An 18,133-nucleotide genomic window follows, 5' to 3' on the forward strand; every position below is an offset into this window, starting at 1 on the left:
AAAAAATAAGCAGTGGAAGATGGCTTTAACAGAACTGTTCTCGGCGCGTAAATCCTGCACGACCTGTCCTTACTGTGGAGTAGGCTGCGGGGTGGCGGCAACACAGGAGTCGCAACCGGGCGGCGGCGAGGCCGTTATTCGCATTCAGGGTGACGAGCAACACCCCGCGAACAAGGGCAAACTGTGTGTTAAAGGCTCCTCCCTGGCGGATACCCTGGGCAATCATGGGCGCCTGTTGAAGCCGCGCTTGCACGGCGAGGATTGTGATTGGGAAACGGCGCTGGATTACGCAGCGTCGCAGTTCCGCGAAACCATCGATACCTATGGGCCGGATTCGGTCGCGTTTTACCTGTCCGGCCAGCTGCTCACCGAAGACTATTACGTTGCCAACAAGCTGATGAAAGGCTTTATTGGCACCGGCAATGTCGATACCAACTCCCGCCTGTGCATGTCGTCTGCGGTGGCCGCTTACAAACGGGCACTGGGCGCGGACGCGGTACCGTGCAATTACGAGGATCTGGACGAGGCGGAGCTGGTGGTGCTGATCGGCTCCAACGCGGCCTGGACCCACCCGATTCTGTTCCAGCGTATGCAGGCCGCACAGGCCAAACTGGTGGTGGTGGATCCCCGCGGCAGTGCCACCAGCGAAATGGCGGATATGCATCTGGCGATCACGCCGGGGAGTGATGCCGCCCTGTTCAATGGTCTGCTGCACTATCTCACCGAGTTCGGTGCGCTGGATCAGGGGTTTATCGACAACCACACCGAAAATTTTTCCGATACCCTCTACGCCGCGGCGGAATGGACACCGGAGAAAGTCGCGGACTACTGCGCGGTCGATCTCGATGAGCTGCTGGCGTTCTACGAGCTGTTCCGGTCGACTGAAAAGACCACCAGTTTCTATTCTCAGGGCGTCAACCAGTCCAGCAGTGGTACCGATAAGAACAATTCCATTATCAACTGCCACCTGGCGACCGGCCGCATCGGCAAGCCGGGTTGCGGTCCCTTCTCCATTACCGGCCAGCCCAACGCCATGGGCGGACGCGAGGTGGGCGGTCTGGCGAACATGCTCGCTGCACACATGGATTTCACCGAAGACAATATCGATCGTGTGGGCCGATTCTGGAATGCCGCAAAAATGGCCCAGGGCCCCGGCCTGAAAGCGGTGGAGCTGTTCAATGCGGTGGAAAGTGGACAGATCAAGGCGGTGTGGATCATGGCCACCAACCCGGCGGTGAGCATGCCGGATGCGCGCCGGGTCGCCGCGGCACTGAAAAAGTGCCCCACGGTGATCGTCTCCGACTGCGTGGCGGACACCGATACTGCGCGCTGCGCCGACCTTCTGCTGCCCGCGACCACTTGGGGCGAAAAATCCGGCACCGTCACCAACTCCGAACGCCGCATCTCCCGCCAGAAAAGCTTCCTGCCCAAACCCGGTGAAGCTCGCCACGACTGGGAAATCATCTGTGACGTGGCCAAACGCCTGGGCTACGGGGAAGCGTTCGATTACCAGGGGCCCGCGGATATTTTCCGCGAGCACGCGGCCCTCTCCGGCTTCGAGAACAATCGCGATCAGGGCCGCCGCGCCTTTGATATCTCCGCACTCGCCACGATCAGCGACCAAGAGTACAACTTTTTCACGCCGCTGCAGTGGCCGGTGAATGCCGCCAATCCCAACGGCACCGCACGGCTGTTCAGTGATGGCGATTTTTATACCCCCAACGGCCGCGCACGTTTCGTCGCGGTCGATCCCCAATGCCCGAAACAGGAAACCCGCGACGAGTACCCGCTGATCATGAACAGCGGTCGCCTGCGCGACCAGTGGCACACCATGACCCGCACCGGGCGCGCGCGCAAACTGCTCGACCACAGCGAAGCGCCGGAGGTGCATGTGCACCCGCAGGAAGCGCAAGAGTTCGGTATTGAGGATGCGCAGCTGGTACGTGTGGAAAGCGAAAAAGGACAGTTCTTCGGGCGCGCCCGCGTCACCGCCAGCCAGAAGCCGGGGCAGCTGTTCGCCCCTATTCACTGGAGCGACAGCCTCGCCCACAATGCCACCGTGAGCGCGCTCGCACTGCCATTCACCGACCCGCTCTCCGGCCAGCCGGAACTAAAACAGGTCGCGGTCAATATCGCCCCACTGAACGCCCACAGCTATGCCTGCCTGCTGCTGCGCACCAAAACCGCCGAGGAACTCCACAGCCGATTGCAGGCCGGAGACAAACCGCTTCGGCAAACCATCCTGCACTGGTACCGGGTACCGGTGGAAGGCGGCTACCGCTTCGAGCTTGCCCTCAGCAAACAACCCGACTGGCAAGCCATCGCCGACAATCTCTTCGCCCTGCACGGCAAGCAACTGAATCGCCAACGGCTTCAGCTGCCCAGCGGCGAACGCTGGCTACTGCACAGTGAGCAGATGGAACTGCTGGTCTTCACCAGCGCCGACTGGCAGACGCTGCCGGACCGCAAAACCCTGGAAGATGCGCTCAACAAGCCGCTCCCGGCAATGCCCGCCCAGCTGCTGCAGAACGTCCCTGCCGGCGCACAGATGGTATGCACCTGCCTGCAGGTTTCGCGCAAGCAAATCGAAGCGGCCATTGCCGATGGCGCGGCATCGGTTGACGAGCTTGGCGAGCTGCTCGGCTGCGGTACCAACTGTGGTTCCTGCAAGCCGGAGATTTCCGCATTGCTGAACACTAACCTCGCGGTAGCCGTCGGTTAGCCCTTCCTGGTCCAGTCATCGCCACCCAACACTTGGCAAACCATCCTCCCGCCAGCTATCTTCCGGACCAAGCAGACAAGAAATAAGGGAATAGCGATGACCGATGCCTGTGCAGAAAATGGCCTCCGTTCCGTAGAAACAGCCAAACAGGAGCTGATCGACAGTATTGCTCCCATCAAGGGCTCCGAATCGATTCCCCTGGCCGAGGCCTGCAGTCGCGTACTCGCAGCACCGGTACTGGCCACACTGGACCTTCCCCCCTGCGATAACTCCGCCATGGACGGTTATGCACTCAGTGGTGAACACGAAAGCTACACCGTCATAGGCAAAAGCCTCGCGGGCCACCCCTTTAGCGGAGCACTGGAACCCGGCCAGGCCATCCGCATCACAACCGGCGCCGCCGTACCTGCAGGTGCCGACCGGGTCCAGATGCAGGAGAACTGCACGCTGGACAGCGACCAGCTCACCATGAGCCGCCCAGCAAAACCCGGCGAGAATATCCGCCGCCGCGGCGAAGACGTGCATATTGGCCAGAGCCTCATTGCCGTCGGCAGCAAAATCAAAGTCCCCCATATCGCCCTGCTCGCCGCCGCCGGCGTGGCGAAAGTGACCGTCACCCGAAAAATAAAAGCCGCGCTGCTCTCCATCGGCGACGAACTGAAACCCATCGGCACTCCCGCCGCGGAACTCGGCGACGGCGACATCTACGACAGTAACCGCATCGCCCTGAACGCGGCGCTGGAACAACTGGATGTGGAAGTTCTGGACCTCGGCTGCTGGCCGGATCAGCCGGATAAAATCCGCGAGGCATTCGTGCTGGCAAGGGACAATGCGGATTTCGTGATCACCAGCGGCGGCGTTTCCGTGGGCGAAGCGGACTACACCAAAACCGTTCTGCAGGAACTGGGAGAAATCGGCTTCTGGAAGCTTGCCATCAAGCCCGGCAAGCCGTTTGCGTTCGGAAGGCTCCCCAGAGCCGATGGCGAAACCGTCTTCTTTGGCCTCCCCGGCAACCCGGTTTCCGCCATCGTTACCCTGTACCAGCTTGTGGTGCCAGCCCTGGAAAAGCTACGCGGTACCGCGGAGGAATATCGCCAGCCGCCCCTGCAGGTGCGCGCACGGCTGTTAAACCCTATCCGCAAAAAGCCCGGACGGACCGATTACCAACGAGGGTTTACCTATCGCGACGAAGATGGGCTTCAGGTCGTCGGCACCCGCGGCATCCAGGGCAGCCATATTCTTTCGGGCTTCGCCCAGGCCAATTGTTTTGTGGTACTACCGCGGGAAGGCGGCGATTGCGAGACCGGTGACTGGGTTACGGTGGAACCATTTCTTGCCCCACTTAAGTAACCAAAGTAACCAAAGTAACCAAAGTAACCAGAGCAATCAGAGCAATCAGAGCAATCAGAGTAACCGGAACACATCGCTCGAAACTGACAGCCCCGGATAGCTCGAAGTCACAAACAAAAACTCGCCCGAAAGAAGGCACCTGCCCGGTCACCAAAGGGGGTTCCGGGTGCGATCGAAAAGAGGAAACCACATGTTGATCAATGCCGATTTCTCCCGTCGCGCTGTCGTCGCCGGTGACCAATATCACTGGACAGCCTCCCCCCAGGAAGGCGTAGAACGGGTCATGCTCGACCGTGTGGGGCGGGAAAAAGCGCGGGCAACCAGCATCGTGCGCTATGCACCGAACTCGCACTTCCCCCGCCATGAACATCCGGGCGGTGAAGAAATACTGGTCCTTTCCGGTACCTTTTCCGACGAAGATGGCCACTACCCCGCGGGCTGGTATCTGCGTAATCCACCAGGTTCCAGTCACCAGCCATTCAGCGATGAAGGTTCCACGATCTTCGTCAAGCTCCGGCAAATGGACAGTGATGAAGACAGCCGGGTGCGTATCGATACCCGTGATCCGCAAGCCTGGCAGCAGCGCGATGGGCGCAATACCTGCCCTCTATACTCTGGACTCCGCGAAATCGTCAGTTTGCAGAAGCTCAAGCCCGGGGAAAGCCTGTTCACCACACCGGTGGATGGCGCCGAGTTACTGATCCTCGAAGGCGAGCTGGTGTCCGAGGGTGGACCCCTGGGCCAGGGCAGCTGGCTGCGCCTGCCTGCGGGGGAATATCCAGCGCTTGCTGCCGGCCCACAGGGCATCACCTATTACCTGAAGACAGGCCACCTCCCCGAGACAGGCAGCGTATAGTCATGCACAGCCTGCGCATTGCCATCGTTGGCGCCGGTCTCAGTGGCTTATACGCCGCCTACCGACTCGAACAAATGGGGATCAGTGACTATGTACTAATCGAAGCACGCGATGTTGTCGGAGGTCGCATCGCCTCTGGAAACCACGGGCAAGATCGCTTCGACCTGGGGCCCACCTGGTTCTGGCCGGATATCCAGCCACAGCTTGACGCGCTGATTCACGAACTGGCCCTCGAGCGCTTTGCGCAATTCGAGGACGGCGACACATTGATCGAGCGCACGCCCGGCGTACCTCCGACGAGAATCCAGGGGTATGTCAATGTACCGGCATCCATGCGCCTCTCTGGTGGTATGGGACAGTTGATCGAAGCCCTTCACCAGCGAATCGACCCAGCACGAGTGGTCACCGGACAGGCCGTGCGCCAATTGAAAGCAACCGATCAATCCGTAGAGCTGCTATGCGAGAACAGCTCGGGGAGCAGCACCCGCTGGCAGGCCGGGCAGGTACTGATGGCCGTACCACCACGCCTGACCATGGAGCACATCGCATTCTCCCCGGCGCTGCCGCAGGCGCAAGCGGAACAATGGCGCGCGACCGCTACCTGGATGGCGCCCCACGCAAAATATATTGCGACCTACACAACCCCGTTCTGGCGGGAACACGGACTGTCCGGCGAGGCCCGCAGCGCAATCGGGCCTCTGAGCGAAATCCACGATGCCTCCACACCCGGTGACAGCGCTGCATTGTTCGGTTTTTTTGGGATACCAGCGGAGGTCCGTAAATCAGTGCCGCCGGCGGTTTTGCGCTCCCACTGCCGCGCTCAGCTTACGCGCCTGTTCGGCCCGCAGGCAGCCACGCCCAGCGCGGAATTTATCAAGGACTGGGCGTGGGATATTTACACCGCGAGTAGCGCCGACCGCAATGAAGCGGGACAACACAGCCAGCCCCCGGTCCCGACGATCCCATCCGGCCCCTGGTGCAATAAAATCGTCGGCATTGGCAGCGAATGGTCGCCACAGTTCCCAGGCTATGTTGCCGGCGCCATCGACGCAGTAAACCGGGCGATGCAAGGATTGTCGAATACCTCCGGCAACGAGTTGAAGTAAACGCGCCCAGCACAGGACCGGCAAAAAAGTGAATATTCCAATCGACGAAAGCAACCTGCTCGACGACGAGCCCGGGGGAAAGCATGATTCTTGAAGTGGCAATTCTGGACGTCAAGCCCGGGCAGCATGAGGACTTTGAAAGCGCTTTTTCAAAGGCACGCAAAATTATTTCATCGATGCCCGGTCACATCGATCACCAGCTACAAAAGTGCCTGGAAAAAGAAAACCGCTACATTCTTCTGGTCACCTGGGAAAAGCTCGAGGACCACACAGAAGGCTTCCGGAAATCTCCCGAGTACCAGGACTGGAAAGCCCTCCTCCACCACTTCTACGATCCCTTCCCTGAAGTCGAGCATTACACACTTGTAGAACACTAAAGCCCCTGATGCTAAGGCAAAGTGCCGGGTACGGGGTTGCAGGAGCGTCGGCGACAGGGACGTCGCCGACGCAGCGTACAGGGATGTATACACAGCGGTCCTGAAACCCGTACCCGGTACTTTGCCGCCACCGGGCTACCCAAGCAGGTACCCCGATTCCGGAGTGCTATAATCCGCGGCCAGAAAAGAATCCATTACGAAAGAAGTACCATGAGCCGCGCCCGCTACGAGAAATTCAAACAGGTGCTCCGTCAGCGCCAGCACGACATGACCCTGCTCACCGACCAGGTGCACAAGGGCCAGAACATCTCCGCCATGCTGCGTACCGCCGACGCCGTCGGCATCCCCGAAATCCACATGGTACAGCCCAGTTACGGCCACCGGATTTACCACAACACCGCCGGCGGTAGCGGCCGCTTTACCGGCAACGCCGTCTATCCCGATATCGAAGCCGGCATGTGCGAACTCAAAAACCGCGGTATGCACCTCTACGCTGCCCACTGGTCTGACCGCGCCATCGACTTCCGCGAAGCTAACTACACCAGACCCTTCGCCCTCATCATGGGCGCCGAGAAACACGGCCTCAGCGACTACGCCGCGGAACACGCCGACGACCATGTGACCATCCCGATTATCGGCATGGTAGAAAGCTACAACGTGAGTGTTGCCGCTGCCATCATCTTGCAGGAAGCCATGCACCAGCGACAGCAGGCGGGCATGTACGACAACAAAACACTCGACGAAGGCGACCCAGCGATCAAAGAAATCCTGTTCCGCTGGATGCATCCGAAAATGGTGAAGTACTGTGAAAAGCACGGGTTGCCGTTTCCGGAAATGGACGAGGATGGGGATATGATTCCGCCAAAGGATCCGAAATATCGTCAGCCTAACGGCTAAGTCGCAGGGCAAATTCAGATTCAGCGATACGAGCTGGGTGATGGATTCGCTTGATGTGAAGGTATAGCCGGTAGCTGTGCCGCCACCCATCTATCCAACAACCGCCCACCTCCTCTGCGCGTTGCGTTGCCACTCCCTCCGCACTAATCTGTGCACACCTAATCAGAAAGCCCTTTCTCCAAGGAGGACACAGTGCATACCGAGAATATCGAATACACCGTCGATGGCGAATCTTTCACCGGCTACCTGGCCTACGATGAAACCATCGACGGCAAGCGCCCGGCCATCCTGCTGGTCCACGAATGGTGGGGCATGAACGACTTCACCCGGGAAGAGGCCGAACGCCTCGCCGCTGAAGGCTTCACCGCCTTTGCCCTCGACATGTACGGCACCGGCGTGGGCGCCGACAACCCCACCGATGCCGCTGCACTGATGAATAAAACCCTGGAAACCGAAGGTGCCCCCCTCAAACGCTTCCAGGCCGCCCTCGACCTCATCAATCAGCACGAAACCGTCCAGCCCGGTGAAATCGCCGCCCAGGGCTACTGCTTCGGCGGTGCCGTCGCCCTCACCATGGCGCGCCTTGGACTGCCACTGAAAGGCGTTGTCAGCTTCCACGGCGATCTGCAGACCGAAGTGAAGATCAAGCCCGGCGACGTCAAAGCCGAGATACAGGTCTACACCGGTGGCGATGACGACATGATCCCCGCCGAGCAGGTGGCCAATTTTGTGCAGGAAATGCAGACCGCCGGTGTGCGATTTGACGTCATCAGCTACCCCGGCGCCAAGCACGGATTTACCAACCCCGCCGCCACCGGCCGCGGCGAAAAGTTCGGTATTCCACTGGCTTACAATGAAGATGCCGCCAACGACGCCTATGAAGGCGCCGTGGCGTTCTACAACAAAATCTTCGACTGGTAATCGTACGGCTTCCCCCTTCCGTCCCAATTGCAGTGGCACCCGGTCCACGCTTCGGGGCACAATGTGTGCCGCAATTTATGGCACTGCCAACAAGGGGGAAGCGTGCAACCCATCATTTCCATTCAGGGCGTGGGCAAAACCTATGCCGGTGATTTTACCGCACTCAATTCCGTCGACCTCGACATCCAGCGGGGAGAAATCTTTGCCCTGCTCGGCCCCAATGGCGCCGGCAAGACCACGCTGATCAGTATCATCTGCGGTATCGTCAATCCCACTCGCGGAACGGTTACCGCCGACGGCCACGATATCCAGCGCGAATTCCGCGCGGCGCGCAGCAAGATTGGCCTGGTCCCCCAGGAACTTTCCACGGATTCTTTCGAGAGCGTGTGGAACACGGTCAGCTTCAGTCGGGGCCTGTTTGGCAAGGCGCCCAATCCCGCGTACATCGAGAAGATCCTGCGGCAACTTTCCCTGTGGGAGAAAAAAGACAGCAGGATCATGGCGCTGTCCGGCGGCATGAAGCGACGGGTAATGATCGCCAAGGCACTTTCCCATGAACCCTCCATCCTGTTTCTCGACGAACCCACCGCCGGGGTGGATGTGGAGCTGCGCCGGGATATGTGGGAAATGGTGCGCGGACTCCGTGAAAACGGGGTAACCGTGATTCTCACCACTCATTACATCGAGGAAGCGGAGGAAATGGCGGACCGTATCGGCGTGATCAATCACGGTGAGCTGGTATTGGTGGAAGACAAGCACACCCTGATGCGCAAGCTGGGCAAAAAGCAGCTGACCATTTACCTGCAGAACCCCGTAGAGATATTGCCGGATCCTCTTTCCCAGTTTGGCCTGGAAATCGCGGACGACGGCAATCAGCTGGTTTACACCTTTGATACCCAGCATGAGCACACCGGCATCGCGGAACTGTTGAGGAATCTCAACCAGCAGGGCATCGAGTTCAAGGACCTGCACTCCAGTGAAAGTTCGCTCGAGGAAATTTTCGTAAACCTGGTGCACCAGAACCAGGATGAAAGGCAACAGGCCGGGTGAGAAAGGAAGTATCGCAATGAATATTTACGGCATCCGCGCCATCTACAAATTTGAAATGGCCCGCACCGCGCGCACCCTCATGCAGAGTATTGCGTGGCCGGTGATATCCACCTGCCTGTACTTTATCGTATTCGGCACTGCCATCGGCTCGCGACTCGGTGATATCGAAGGTGTCAGCTACGGGGCCTTCATCATTCCCGGGCTGATCATGCTGTCGCTGCTGAGTGAGAGTATTTCCAATGCCTCGTTCGGGATTTTCTTTCCGAAATTTTCCGGGACGATTTACGAAGTACTGTCGGCGCCGGTATCCGCGTTCGAGATTGTCGCGGGCTATGTGGGGGCAGCCGCGACCAAGTCAGTGGTCATCGGTCTGCTGATCCTGATCACCGCACGCTTTTTTGTGGATTATGAGATCGCCCATCCTTTCTGGATGTTTGGATTCCTGATCCTGACTGCGATCACCTTCAGCATGTTCGGATTCATCATCGGCATCTGGGCGGATGACTTCCAGAAACTGCAGATTATCCCGCTGATGGTGATTACCCCGCTGACGTTTCTCGGCGGCGCCTTCTATTCCATCAATATGTTGCCAGAGTTCTGGCAGAAGGTGACCCTGTTCAACCCGGTGGTGTACCTGATCAGCGGTTTCCGCTGGGCCTTCTATGGAGTGGCGGATGTAAATGTGGGGATCAGCCTGGGCATGACCCTGTTCTTCCTGCTGCTGTGCATGAGCGGAATCTGGTGGATTTTCCGTACCGGTTACAAGATTCGCAGCTGACCCGCTACCTGAATGCAAAAAAAAGCCCGCTGGTGTTTTCCCCGCGGGCTTTTTTATGGGCAAAGCACAGAACTACGCTGGCACAGGTCGATACGCCCGGGTGAACACCCGCACCACTTCCGCTACATGCAGGCGTATTTCCGGCTTGCCAGGCGGCTCACTACAACCCAGCATAATCTGGATGTGCGTGCAGCCGCCCTGCAACATACCGAAGAACAACTCCGACGCCCGCTCCGTATCTGCCACCTGTAGCTGGCCCAGCTCACAGGCACGGTTCAGGAAACGGATCATTTCATTGCGGGTACGCTGGGGGCCCGCCTCGTAGAACAGGTTCGCCATGGTCTGGTCCTGAGCACCGACAGCGCTGATCAGGCGCATCAGCTTCAGCGAATCCTCGTGGTAGAGCATATCCAGAAAGGCCTCGCCGATCTTCTGCAGCATTTCCGCGACCGGCACCCCCTGCTCCAGGGTAAACATCACCACCGGCATCTGGCTGCAACACTTGGCCTCGATGGCGGCGCTGAACAGCGTCTCCTTATCGGAGAAGTGGCTGTACACCGTCAGCTTGGAGACGCCCGCCTCACTGGCCACCGCATCCATACTCGTGCCGGTAAAACCGTGGGAAAGAAACAGGTGCTTGGCCGCTTCCAGAATCGCCTGCCGTTTGGCGGGGTCTTTCGGGCGGCCACGGCTGGTGGATGCTGGGGTCACGTTGGGTGAAATCTGTTCGCTCATGGGCTTTCATCGTCATTCTGTCGCACTTCAACAATGAAATGTTGAAGCACGCGCTCGCTGCCACTCAATTAGTGGACTCGCGAGTTCATTATACTTACTATACTTTCTAAACCTTCCAGTTCAGTAATAACCAGTATAGCAATGGGCGCCAGTGCGGTGTGGAACACGGTGGCAATGCAGACAACTGTACCAGTTTCCGCATCCGACCCCACCCCCAAGTGCGCTCTGCCCCGTGAACCACAAGGAATGAGGTATCCATGAACAGTGTCCTTCCCTGCCGTCTGGCCACGCTCCGGGTGGCAGCCACGCTTGTCTCCCTTTTCAGTCTTGCCGCCTGTTCGGCACCGGAAGCCGAGAAAACCAAGCCCCCGCGCCCGGCCATCGTGGTCCATCCCACCGCTGCCGGTAGCCAGCTTGCGGTCTACCCGGGTGAAGTACACGCACGGCACGAACCGGCACTCGCCTTCCGGGTAGGTGGCGCGGTCACCCGCCGACTGGTCGAGGAGGGAGACCGGGTCAAGCAGGGCCAGCCGCTGGCGGAACTGGATGCTCAGGACCTGCAACTGCAGCGGGATGCGGCACGCGCGCAACTGGAGGCCGCAAAGACCGAAAACCGCAATGCCAGTAATGAACTGACCCGCTACCGTGGACTGCTGGAGCGCAAGCTGATTGGGGAGTCCCAATTTGACGCGGTAAAAACCCGCTACGACAGCAGCGTCGCGCAACTGGAACGCGCCCGCGCCCAGTGGAAAGTTGCGGACAACCAGGCGCAATACGCGGTATTGAAAGCCCCCGCCGACGGCGTCATCACCCGCCGCAACATCGACGCGGGCCAGGTGATCAGCGCCGGGCAGACGGTTTTTGTGATGGCGGCCGATGGCGAACGCGAGGTGCGCATCGACCTGCCGGAGCAGGAAATGCCACGCTTTGCCGTCGGCCAGCCGGTGACCATTGAAATGTGGTCACAGCCGGGTACGCCGATCGACGGCCAGGTACGCGAACTTTCCCCCGCGGCCGAAGCCGGCCTGCGTACCTTTGAAGCGCGGGTCGCGTTCTCTGCCGATGACCCGGGTACAGCGACAAAGCCCCAGCTGGGACAAAGCGCCCGGGTGTACGCACGCACCGCACAAACCAGTGACAGCCGCCCCGCCCAGCGCCTGCCCATGTCTTCCATTACCGCCGACGGCGTTGACGCGCATGTATGGCGTATGGACCCGGACAATTTCACCCTGCACAAAGTGGCGGTCACCGTTTCCAGCTACGGCCATGAATACGCGGAAGTTCTATCGAGCCTGCGCCCGGAAGACTGGGTGCTCGCGGCCGGTACCCAGCTGGTGCGCGAGGGACAGCGGGTGCGCCCGGTGGATCGCCAGAACAGACCGATCGAATCCGATGACAGGCTGGCGCAAAGCCTTTGAGAAGGATGTGAACCGCCGCTGCGGTTCACAGGATAACAATCCCCAGTCCCTTCACTAGCGAAAATTCCTGTATCTACCGACCACGGACAAACCAAGATGCAATTCAACCTTTCCGAGTGGGCGCTGAAGAATCGCCCGCTGGTGCTCTACGCCATGCTGGTACTCGGCCTTGCCGGCGCGCTCTCCTATACCCAACTGGGGCAAAGCGAAGATCCGCCGTTTACTTTCAAGGTGATGGTGGTCAACACACTGTGGCCGGGAGCCAGCGCCAGCGAGGTATCCCGTCAGGTAACCGAGCGCATCGAGAAGAAGCTGATGGAAACAGGCGAGTACGAGCGCATCACCTCGTTCTCCCGCCCCGGCCAGTCACAGGTGATGTTTGTCGCCCGCGACAGCATGCACTCCGCAGAGATTCCCGACCTCTGGTATCAGGTAAGGAAAAAAGTGGGCGATATTCGACACACCCTGCCGCCGGATATTCAGGGGCCGTTTTTCAACGATGAATTCGGCACTACCTTTGGCAACATCTACGCACTCACCGGCCAGGGTTTCGACTATGCACTGATGAAAGACTATGCGGACCGCCTGCAGCTCGCACTGCAACGGGTGGACGATGTGGGCAAGGTGGAACTGCTGGGCCTGCAGGACGAAAAAATCTGGGTGGAAATCTCCAACGCCAAGCTGGCATCCCTGGGCATTCCACTCTCGGCAGTGCAGTCTGTGCTACAGGCACAAAACCAGATGGCGGACGCAGGCATCGTGGAAGCGGTCAGCGACCGGGTGCGAATCCGGGTCAGCGGCCAGTTCCGCAGTGTGGAGGAAATCCGCCAGTTCCCGATACACGCCAATGGACATACCTTGACGCTGGGTGATATCGCCAGCGTACAACGAGGGTTCAGCGACCCGCCGCAACCGCGCGTGCGGTTTATGGGGGAAGACGCCATCGGTATCGCGGTTTCGATGAAGTCCGGTGGCGACATTCTGCAACTGGGCGAGCGGCTGGACGCCGCGATAGAAACCCTGCAGCAGGACCTGCCGGTGGGGCTGACCCTGAGCAAGGTCTCCGATCAGCCGGCGGCGGTGAAAAGCAGTGTAGGGGAATTCGTCAAGGTACTGGCGGAAGCTCTCCTTATCGTCATGCTGGTGAGCTTTTTCTCGCTTGGGTTCCGCACAGGGTTGGTTGTGGCGCTTTCCATCCCGCTGGTGCTGGCGATGACCTTCGCACTGATGAATTACTTTGATATCGGCCTGCATAAAATTTCACTCGGGGCTCTGGTACTGGCACTGGGGCTGATGGTGGACGATGCCATCATCGCGGTGGAGATGATGGCGATCAAAATGGAACAGGGCCTGAGCCGGCTGAAAGCTGCCGGCTTTGCCTGGAACAGCACCGCCTTCCCCATGTTGACCGGCACCCTGATTACCGCAGCGGGATTCCTGCCCATTGCCACCGCACAATCCGGCACCGGTGAATACACCCGCTCCATTTTCCAGGTGGTCACGCTATCGCTGCTCGCCTCCTGGGTGGCCGCAGTCATTTTTGTGCCCTACCTGGGCAATCGCCTGCTGCCGCAGCGCAACGGCCACGGTGGATCAGCCAGTCATACCGACTCCCACAATCCCTACAGCAAACCGTTTTACCAGCGCTTCCGCCGGGTACTCCACTGGTGTTTGAGCTATCGAAAATCCGTGCTGTTGCTGACCGCGCTCGTTTTTGTCGGTTCGATCTTTCTGTTCCGCTTCGTTCCCCAGCAGTTCTTCCCCTCATCCGCACGCCTGGAGCTGATGGTGGATCTCAAGCTGAATGAAGGCGCTTCCCTGCACGCCACCGAGGAACAGGCCGCCCGCCTGGAGGGCCTGCTTTCGCAGAATCCACTGGTGGAAAACTACGTAGCCTATGTGGGCACCGGGTCCCCGCGTTTTTACCTGCCCCTGGACCAGCAACTACCGGCCGCCAGCTTTGCCCAGTTTGTGGTGCTGACCCGCAACGTGGAAGAGCGGGAGCAAGTGCGGCTGTGGCTGATCTCCGCCCTGCGGGAACAGTTCCCTGCAGTGCGCTCGCGGGTATCGCGCCTGGAAAATGGCCCGCCGGTGGGTTACCCGGTGCAGTTCCGGGTTTCCGGGGAACATATCGGCGAGGCGCGCCGTATCGCCCGCGAGGTAGCGAAAATCGTGCGCACCAATGACGATGTGGCGAACGTGCACCTGGACTGGGAAGAGCCGAGCAAGGTGGTGAACCTGGCGCTGGACCAGGCGCGTATCCGGCAGATGGGCGTGAGTAGCGCGTCCCTCTCCCGCGCGCTGCAGGGATCCCTCTCCGGCACCGCGGTAGGCCAGTACCGGGAAGACAATGAACTGATTACGGTCGCGGTTCGCGGTGAGCAGCGGGAGCGGCAGGCACTGGCACAACTGGGCAACCTGGCGGTACAGACCGACACCGGCGATTCTCTGCCACTGAACCAGCTGGCCACCCTCGATTACGGATTTGAGGAAGGGGTTATCTGGCATCGCGACCGCCTGCCAACCGTAACGGTGCGCGCAGATATCTACGGTAGCCAGCAGCCGGCAACGGTGGTGGCGGATATCTGGCCACAACTCCAGGCGCTGCGCGATACATTGCCGCCGGGCTATTTGCTGGAGATCGGCGGCAGTGTGGAGGCGTCTGCGCGCGGCCAGAAATCCGTCAATGCCGGCATGCCGCTGTTTGTACTGGTGGTGTTTACCCTGCTGATGTTGCAGCTGCGCAGCTTCTCCCTTTCCACCATGGTGTTTCTCACCGCACCGCTGGGTGTGATTGGGGTGACACTGTTCCTGCTGCTGTTCAACAAGCCGTTTGGCTTTGTTGCCATGCTCGGCACCATTGCCCTGGCGGGCATGATCATGCGGAACTCGGTAATCCTGATAGACCAGATCGAACAAGATATCCGCCAGGGGCTTTCCCCCTGGGAGGCCATCATCGAGTCTACCGTGCGTCGCTTCCGCCCGATCGTGCTGACGGCACTGACCGCGGTACTGGCAATGATTCCGCTTTCCGGCAGCGACTTTTTTGGCCCGATGGCGGTCGCGATTATGGGCGGGCTGATCGTGGCTACCGCACTCACCCTGCTGTTTTTGCCGGCGCTTTACGCCGCCTGGTTCCGGGTCAAAAACCCGCTTGATGCAACCGGCAAGCCGGTGACTGCCGGTTCGGATATAGCGCCCGCGCACTGAACCGAACGGCAGGCAAAAAAAAGGGCAAGGTACTAACTATAGGTACCTTGCCCTTTTTTATTTGCGTAGCCTTACTGCTGCTTGAGCGAGTCGTATACGATCCCGGTCCAGACATCCGGTTTCATAAAGCCCTGCCCGTAGTGCTCATCAAATTCTTTCGTCGGCTTTGCGGCGATTACCTGCTCTCTGGTATTCCCCGCGTCCACCAGCGTCTTGATTTTGCTGCGCAGGCGCACCAGCAGATCGTGGTACTGCTGCAATCCTTTTTTGTCGGTCAGCGGACCGTGGCCGGGAATGATCTTGGTCTTGTCATCTGCCAGCTCCAGTACCCGGCGCGCATTTTCGATCACGCCATCGACGCTACCACCCGCGGACAAATCGACGTAGGGATAACTTCCATTAAAGAAGGTATCCCCCATATGAATCACATTGGCCTGTTTGAACAGAATGATCGAGTCGCCATCGGTATGCGCCGGGCCCACATGCTGTACCCGTACTTCATCCCCGTTCCAGTGAAAGGTGGTGACGTCGGTGAAGGTGATGACCGGCAGCGCCGCCGCCGGGGATGGCGGGGTGGTACGGTCCCACAGCTTGGTGAACTGCTCGGTGCTCATACGTTTGCGCACATTTTCATGCGCCACAATCAATGCACCCGCCTTGCCCATGTTTTCATTGCCACCGGTATGGTCGCCATGCCAGTGGGTGTTGATGACAAAACGCAGCGGCTTGTCGGTGAGCGTTGACACCGCGGCGAGAATTTTTTCACTCAGCGGCGCGAACTGGTCATCCACCATAAAGGCGCCGTCATCGCCGGTAAACAGCGCAATATTGCCCCCGGCACCGGTCAACATGTACAGGTTGTCTGCCACTGGCTGGGGCTCGATTTCCACCTGTGAGAAATCCCGCTGCGCCTCGGCCTGCATCGCGGTCGCCGCAAGCAGTCCCACCGTTAGCAGGTGTCTCAGAATCGATTTACTCATTCACTCATCTCCTGAAATTCCTGTATCTCTTCAATTACTTTTATCAGCCGATCGGGACGGTCAGTCATGATGCCGTCGACCCCCATCTCAATCAGGCGACGCATCTGCAGCTCGTCGTTGATTGTCCACACATCGACACGCACCCCGTGGTTCTGTGCCTGCGCGACGGCGTTGGCGCTCACCAGGTTGATACCGTCGTATTCAACCGGAATATGCAACGCCTGGTAGTTGGGGCTCAGAAGCCGAAAGGCGCCCACCCTTGTGGCCAGCGCAAACACTTTTACGTCGTCGCCACCGGCACCGGTGGCGACGTGGCCGCAGTCCCTGCGAAAAGCATCGATGGCTTGCTGGTGGAAGGAAGACACGATGACCTGATTGCTTTTGTTGAACGCCTTGAGCTTGCGACACAGGGATTGCGCCGCATCCTCGCCGGGGCTTTTCAGCTCGATCACCATGGGGTATTTGGGATACTGCCTGAATACCTCATCCACCGTGAGAATACGCTGCGGACTGTCGCGATAAGGGTAGCTTTTCCCGTCCCGGCTCCAGTTATACGCTACGTTGAGTGTTTTCAGATCTGCCAGGGTCTTATCGACGATTGCGCCCTCGCCATCCGTGGTGCGATCCACCGTGGCATCGTGCATCAGCACCAGCTCATTATCCGCAGTGGCATGGACATCCATTTCCAGCACATCCACTTTCATCGCCGCCATCTGTTGCAGAAACACCGGCGTATTTCCCGGGTAAAGCCCGGCCCCGGAGTCATCCGCATGGGCAATAACCAGGGGCCGGCGAAAGCCCTCGGTTTGATGGTGTGGAAACTGCAGCCCGGTATCGGCTGCGGGCCGCGCGGCAAGGTAGCGCCAGCCGACAAAAGCCAGCAGGGCGAGCAGTAACAACAGCAGTAAACGTTTGATCATTCAGTTATCCAGCATCGACAGCAGCCTGTCGGGTCGGTCGGTAACAATTCCGTCCAGACCCAGGACTGTGTATTTTTTCATGGATTCAACCTCATTTACCGTCCACACGGCAATGTGCAGGTGACAGCGGCGCGCCGCGTGCACAAACCGCGCGGTGTACACGGGCAATCCATAGTAACGGGTAGGCAACTGCATGGTTTGGTAGGCGGGCCTGAGCAGCTTCTCGGCAAACACACACTGGGCGGCGAAAAAGAGCAGCGCCTCGGGCAGGGTCGCGCCGGTAGCCACCTGCGGGCACAGGCTGCGGAATGCACGGATCACCCCACCGTGGAAGGACGATACGATCACCCGGTCATGACAGCCGGCCTTCTCGATGGACCGGGCCAGTATTTGTGCCGCGCGGCGGTCTGAATTTTTGAGCTCAATGATCATCGGGGTCCGCGGAAATTCGGCAAAGACCTCGTCGATGGTGACCAGCGGCAGCGGGTTGTCGCGATAGGGAAACCGCTCGCCATCCGGCGACCAGTGGTACGCGGCGTTTAGCCCGCGCAGTTCCTCCAGGGTCTTGTCTTGCACCGAGCCCTTGCCATCGGTGGTACGCTCCAGCGTGGCATCGTGGAGCAATACCAGCCGACCATCGGCCGTGAGATTCAAATCCATCTCCAGTGCGTCCACGCCGAGTGCGACCATTTTCCGCAGGTACAGCAGTGTATTGCCCGGGTAGAGACCGCGCCCGGCTTCGTCGCCATGGGCGATTACCAGCGGGCGCGAACGACCGGGCGTCAGCCAGGAATCAGTGGCGCTCAAGGCTAT

15 protein-coding genes are annotated in these 18,133 nt (G+C 59.4%); 11 read left to right on the forward strand and 4 right to left on the reverse strand.

The window, feature by feature from the left end:
- The first annotated feature begins 19 nt into the window (after positions 1-19).
- The 9 genes from GTQ55_RS14365 to GTQ55_RS14405 all read left to right on the forward strand — a co-directional run bounded on the left by GTQ55_RS14365 (position 20) and on the right by GTQ55_RS14405 (position 10,057).
- A complete protein-coding gene (locus GTQ55_RS14365) occupies positions 20-2,722 on the forward strand; it encodes a nitrate reductase (protein WP_161859362.1) in 2,703 nt (900 codons plus the stop codon).
- 96 nt (positions 2,723-2,818) lie between these two features.
- Positions 2,819-4,072, forward strand: coding sequence for a molybdopterin molybdotransferase MoeA (moeA, locus tag GTQ55_RS14370; protein WP_161859363.1), 1,254 nt, complete (start codon positions 2,819-2,821; stop codon positions 4,070-4,072).
- 190 nt (positions 4,073-4,262) lie between these two features.
- On the forward strand, positions 4,263-4,928 hold the full coding sequence (locus GTQ55_RS14375; protein ID WP_161859364.1) for a cupin domain-containing protein: 666 nt from the start codon (positions 4,263-4,265) through the stop codon (positions 4,926-4,928).
- 2 nt (positions 4,929-4,930) lie between these two features.
- On the forward strand, positions 4,931-6,034 hold the full coding sequence (locus tag GTQ55_RS14380; RefSeq protein ID WP_183946661.1) for a flavin monoamine oxidase family protein: 1,104 nt from the start codon (positions 4,931-4,933) through the stop codon (positions 6,032-6,034).
- Positions 6,035-6,117: 83 nt separating this feature from the next.
- Complete coding sequence (locus GTQ55_RS14385; RefSeq protein ID WP_161859365.1) at positions 6,118-6,411, forward strand: antibiotic biosynthesis monooxygenase family protein; 294 nt, start codon at positions 6,118-6,120, stop codon at positions 6,409-6,411.
- 210 nt (positions 6,412-6,621) lie between these two features.
- A complete protein-coding gene (trmH, locus tag GTQ55_RS14390; RefSeq protein WP_161859366.1) occupies positions 6,622-7,308 on the forward strand; it encodes a tRNA (guanosine(18)-2'-O)-methyltransferase TrmH in 687 nt (228 codons plus the stop codon).
- Between the two features lie 192 nt (positions 7,309-7,500).
- On the forward strand, positions 7,501-8,229 hold the full coding sequence (locus GTQ55_RS14395) for a dienelactone hydrolase family protein (protein WP_161859367.1): 729 nt from the start codon (positions 7,501-7,503) through the stop codon (positions 8,227-8,229).
- A 102-nt stretch (positions 8,230-8,331) separates the two neighbouring features.
- Complete coding sequence (locus tag GTQ55_RS14400) at positions 8,332-9,279, forward strand: ABC transporter ATP-binding protein (RefSeq protein ID WP_161859368.1); 948 nt, start codon at positions 8,332-8,334, stop codon at positions 9,277-9,279.
- A gap of 16 nt (positions 9,280-9,295) precedes the next feature.
- Positions 9,296-10,057 carry an ABC transporter permease gene (locus tag GTQ55_RS14405; protein ID WP_161859369.1) on the forward strand — a complete coding sequence of 254 codons (762 nt, stop codon included), beginning with the start codon at positions 9,296-9,298 and terminating at the stop codon, positions 10,055-10,057.
- Between the two features lie 72 nt (positions 10,058-10,129).
- On the opposite strand, the gene GTQ55_RS14410 is transcribed toward GTQ55_RS14405, so the two are convergent.
- On the reverse strand, positions 10,130-10,792 hold the full coding sequence (locus tag GTQ55_RS14410; RefSeq protein ID WP_161859370.1) for a TetR/AcrR family transcriptional regulator: 663 nt from the start codon (positions 10,790-10,792) through the stop codon (positions 10,130-10,132).
- A gap of 257 nt (positions 10,793-11,049) precedes the next feature.
- Between GTQ55_RS14410 and GTQ55_RS14415 the strand changes: the two genes are divergently transcribed.
- Positions 11,050-12,210: an efflux RND transporter periplasmic adaptor subunit gene (locus GTQ55_RS14415; RefSeq protein ID WP_161859371.1), complete on the forward strand. Its 1,161-nt coding sequence runs from the start codon at positions 11,050-11,052 to the stop codon at positions 12,208-12,210.
- Positions 12,211-12,306: 96 nt separating this feature from the next.
- On the forward strand, positions 12,307-15,420 hold the full coding sequence (locus GTQ55_RS14420; protein ID WP_161859372.1) for an efflux RND transporter permease subunit: 3,114 nt from the start codon (positions 12,307-12,309) through the stop codon (positions 15,418-15,420).
- A 71-nt stretch (positions 15,421-15,491) separates the two neighbouring features.
- On the opposite strand, the gene GTQ55_RS14425 is transcribed toward GTQ55_RS14420, so the two are convergent.
- From GTQ55_RS14425 to GTQ55_RS14435, 3 genes are read right to left on the reverse strand one after another with little or no spacing between them, the layout of a single operon-like run.
- A complete protein-coding gene (locus GTQ55_RS14425; protein WP_161859373.1) occupies positions 15,492-16,400 on the reverse strand; it encodes an MBL fold metallo-hydrolase in 909 nt (302 codons plus the stop codon).
- Positions 16,397-17,320 (reverse strand): glycerophosphodiester phosphodiesterase family protein, encoded by a 924-nt coding sequence (locus GTQ55_RS14430; RefSeq protein WP_161859374.1) that lies wholly within the window; start codon positions 17,318-17,320, stop codon positions 16,397-16,399. Before GTQ55_RS14430 ends, GTQ55_RS14425 begins: the two co-directional genes overlap by 4 nt.
- Entirely contained in the window at positions 17,321-18,127 is an 807-nt protein-coding gene (locus GTQ55_RS14435) for a glycerophosphodiester phosphodiesterase family protein (protein ID WP_161859375.1), read from the reverse strand.
- Positions 18,128-18,133: the final 6 nt, after the last annotated feature.

This window comes from Microbulbifer hydrolyticus, from assembly GCF_009931115.1.
GTDB lineage: Bacteria > Pseudomonadota > Gammaproteobacteria > Pseudomonadales > Cellvibrionaceae > Microbulbifer > Microbulbifer hydrolyticus.